Raw genomic sequence first — 3,794 nt, 5'->3', positions numbered from 1 at the left:
ATCGTCGTCGACTATCTCGCCGCAATGACCGACGAGTATTTCCTAGCCGCCCATAAATTCATCTGCCCCCACAGCAGCCGCCACGTAGATTTCCGCAGCTACTTCGACGGAATCGACTACCGGCAGGTATAAAAACCCTCTATGAGATTCGCCCGTCATGCGTTTCCGATAGATTCCGCACGAGCCGAACAGCACCGAATGTGCTGTTCGTGCAAGCCAGAGCCTGACCGAATCAAAAACGCATGACGGGCGAATCTCGACGGATGACATAAAAAGAGGCCGGGCGAGCCCGGCCTCTCCTGCATCGAACTCTTACGCCGCAGCGTCTTTCTTGTTCATGACCTTCGCGATTACGACGAAGCCGCCGCACGCCAACACAATAGTAACGACCAATGGAATCCACGGGCTGCCCATGATGCCCGCAAGGACATAACCGATAGCGCCCGACACGAACACGATAGATGCGTACGGAATCTGCGTCGACACGTGCGCCATATGGTTACACTCAGCGCCGGCAGACGAAAGAATCGTCGTGTCGGAAATCGGCGAGATATGGTCGCCATACACCGCACCGCCGAGAGTCGCGCCGATGGCGACCAAAAACAGCGGGTCGCTCGGGTCGAACACGCCAACGACGATAGGCAGAATAAGCGCGATGGTGCCCCAACTCGTGCCCATAGAAAAGCCGATGAATGCCGCAACCAGGAAAATAGCGAACGGCAGCAGAGCCAGGCTTACACCCAGACCATTCAAGAAGCCGCTCACGAACGGACCCGTACCGATCATGTAACGGCATACGCCGCCGAGCGACCAAGCGAGCACGAGAATCATAATGGCCCCAACCATGGAGCGCACGCCTTCGGCGACGCCTTCCATGTAGCCCTGAAGCGTGCACAGGCCGCGAGGCAGATACATGGCAGCAGCAACGACCAACGCCACGAACGAACCGATGCACAAACCAGCAACGGGATTCTCGCCAACGGCAGTCGCGAACTCAACGCCCTCGAAGAAGCCGCCCATATACAGCATGCCCCAAATAGAGAACACGATCAGAACGAGAATAGGCACAACGAGGTCGAACACCTTGCCCTTCTCGGACACTTCCATTCCCTTGAACTGGGCTTCGGCCTTATTCGCCTCAAACGCCTCGGCGAGCTCGGTCTCTTCCGCAATAACAGTCGCAGGCAAATCGTGCGCGGTCTGCGGGTTATTCTTCGCGGCGATTTTGGCGGCAGTGCGCTCAGTGGCAACGCTCAGGCGCGTATCGCCCTCGACCTCGTTGGGATTGGTGATAACCTTGCCCGGGTTTGCGGCAGCAACTTCCTCGGCCTCAGCAGAACCATATTTCGCAGCAGCCTCTTCGGCCTTCTTCATGGGACCAAAATCCAACCCGATGAATGCAACGAAGAACACGAATACGATAGTACCAAGCGCGTAGAAGTTATACGGGATCGACTGCACGAACAGGTTGAAGCCGTCATCGCCCAGGTAGCCGCCAACGGCAACAGCCCACGAAGACACAGGGGCAATAATGCACACCGGCGCCGCGCTCGAGTCGATAAGCCATGCGAGCTTTTCGTGGCTCATGCGGAAGCGGTCGGTGATAGGACGCATAACCGCGCCAACCGTGAGGCAGTTGAAGTAGTCGTCCACGAAAATGAGAATACCCAAAACGGCGGTCATCACGCGGGCGAGGCGAGCGCTCTTCACGTGCTGAGAAACCCATGCGCCATATGCGCGAGAGCCGCCGGCAATGGCGATGAGCACGACAAGCGCGCCCAGCAACGCCAAGAACAGCAGCAGCGCGCCGTTGTTGGCAATTTGCTCACCCATCATTTGGGGAACCAGGCAGAACGCGTCAACGAGCGAACCGAACCCAACGCCATCGATGGTGAAGGTATAGATGACCATGCCAACGAAAACGCCGATCGTGAGGGAGGAATACACCTCCTTCGTAAGAAGCGCCAATCCGAGCGCCAAAAGCGGGGGCACAATAGACCATATGCCCGTGTCAATGAGCGCAAAACCTTCCATTATCCACTCCTTCATAAGTGGACGCGCTTTCACCTCTTCCCAAAATGTCCGGCAAACCGGAACATCGGCGAAAGCGCGCCCGCTCAACATATGTAAAGAAGAGTATACCCCGCCTTGACCAGGCGGGGTATAGAAGAAGCTTATAACATGGGAACGGTTGAATAATCGGGTGGTACGTTCAAACCCAATTCTGAGCAGGGCATTATATTTCGGCTGACACCGATCCGCGCCACAAAATGCAGCCCCTCTAGCAAATCGGCCACCAGAAACGAACTATTCCAAACCAAGGTCAAGCAGCGCATTGGCGTTACGATACAAAATATCGCGCAATTCATCATCGGTCAGGCCAATATGAGCGAGCCTCGTCAAAAAGTCCGCGGTGTCTTCCCAAGGCGAATCGGTGCCAAACAAAATACGCGTCGTGCCATATTCGCGTACAATGCGCATGAAGTCGTCGTTGGAGATATGGCCAAGCTGGAACGCCGTATCCATATATCCGGGCCATTCAGGATGCAGCTCGGGCGGATGCGTGAAATCGGGCACACTGCCGCCTAAATGAGCCAAAACCGTGCGCTCATAAGGGAATTTGTTAAAGAAGCGATCAATTTCAACAGGCGAGCAATCCCAATCGGGGCCAACCGTCGGATAATCAATGCCCGAACCCGTATGGAATAAGATGACCATATTCTCTTCGATGGCGGCCTCGTATATGGGAAACATTTTAGGGTCGCTCATTTTGAAATGTTGATTCACCGGATGCAGCTTCATGCCCTTAAAGCCCAACTTCGCGCACCGATGAATCTCGGCAACAGGATCATCCATGTCGCGTACCACACTCATGAACGGAACGATATCGGGGTCATCGGTATAATCCTGCAGCCATTCATTGAATTGCGGTACCTGACGAGGGTTCGTAGGCACGGGAAGAATCACCGATTTCTTAACGCCAAGCTCATGTTTTCGCTCGCGAACGCCATCGAGCGTACCAGGATTGAACGCCGTAGCGCCAAAGTTGTCCCCAAAATAAGCGCGCATGCGAGGCGCAAAGCTATCGACCCATGCGTGGGTATGAACATCGACGATTGGACAATCAGGAAGAACCCCCGATCCCGACCCTTCAGTCGGTCGAGAATGACGAAAATGCCAAATAGGCCAACCGTTCGCATCAGGATGATCGGCATCATGGAGATGCTTCTCGTCCTCCAGAATCGCTTTAGCAGGCGTCCATCCCTGGTCAGGATAAAGACGCTCATGAACCTCATGCACTACCCAGGCCATAATCCTCCCCTATCGTTTCACTAAGGGAAAATAGTATCCAATTCCACAAAACAAGAAACGGACGAAACACGATTTCTGACCAAGAGAACACCACTCAGTTCGCTAGGTAGCCTGAAAATGAACCTGTCAAACGCTGCGAGCATTTAACAGGTCGCGGCAAGGGGCGGCGCGCGAGGGGATGGGGGCGCGGAAGCGCGCCGGAGGCGGGCGGGGCGAATCCCGCAAAGCGCCGCGGGCATCCAGCAAGTCGAAGGCCCGTTCGGGCCTCGGGCCCAAAACGAAAAAAAAGGGGGGGCTCTGCGGCCCCGGGAAACAGAGAAGGGGCCTTGCGGCCCCAAAAAGAAAAAGGGCCCTAAAGGCCCTGGATATGCGGAAGCGCCCTGCATGAGCGCGACGCCCTGTCCTCCCGCAGCCTGGCGCTGCAGTACTTTCGGCGAAGGCGGGCTTAACTGCCGAGTTCGGAATGGGATCGGGTGATCCCC

2 protein-coding genes and 1 rRNA gene are annotated in these 3,794 nt (G+C 55.8%); all 3 read right to left on the bottom strand.

Features of this window, described 5'->3' with window-relative positions; genetic code table 11:
* Positions 1-312: 312 nt before the first annotated feature.
* Entirely contained in the window at positions 313-2,034 is a 1,722-nt protein-coding gene (locus ACWI8T_RS08895) for a Na+/H+ antiporter NhaC family protein (RefSeq protein ID WP_449138684.1), read from the bottom strand.
* 273 nt (positions 2,035-2,307) lie between these two features.
* Positions 2,308-3,312 carry an amidohydrolase family protein gene (locus ACWI8T_RS08890; protein WP_449138683.1) on the bottom strand — a complete coding sequence of 335 codons (1,005 nt, stop codon included), beginning with the start codon at positions 3,310-3,312 and terminating at the stop codon, positions 2,308-2,310.
* A 385-nt stretch (positions 3,313-3,697) separates the two neighbouring features.
* Positions 3,698-3,794, bottom strand: a 5S ribosomal RNA gene (gene rrf, locus ACWI8T_RS08885); the annotation flags it as partial.

Source organism: Slackia sp., from assembly GCF_977041755.1.
The sequence above is the reverse complement of the archived record's forward strand: the minus strand, read 5'-3'. Positions and strand labels throughout refer to the sequence as shown.

Coding starts and splice junctions, on each gene's coding strand:
- ACWI8T_RS08895 (WP_449138684.1), bottom strand. CDS start 2,034: ATGGAAGGTTTTGCGCTCATTGACACGGGCATATGGTCTATTGTGCCC.
- ACWI8T_RS08890 (WP_449138683.1), bottom strand. CDS start 3,312: ATGGCCTGGGTAGTGCATGAGGTTCATGAGCGTCTTTATCCTGACCAG.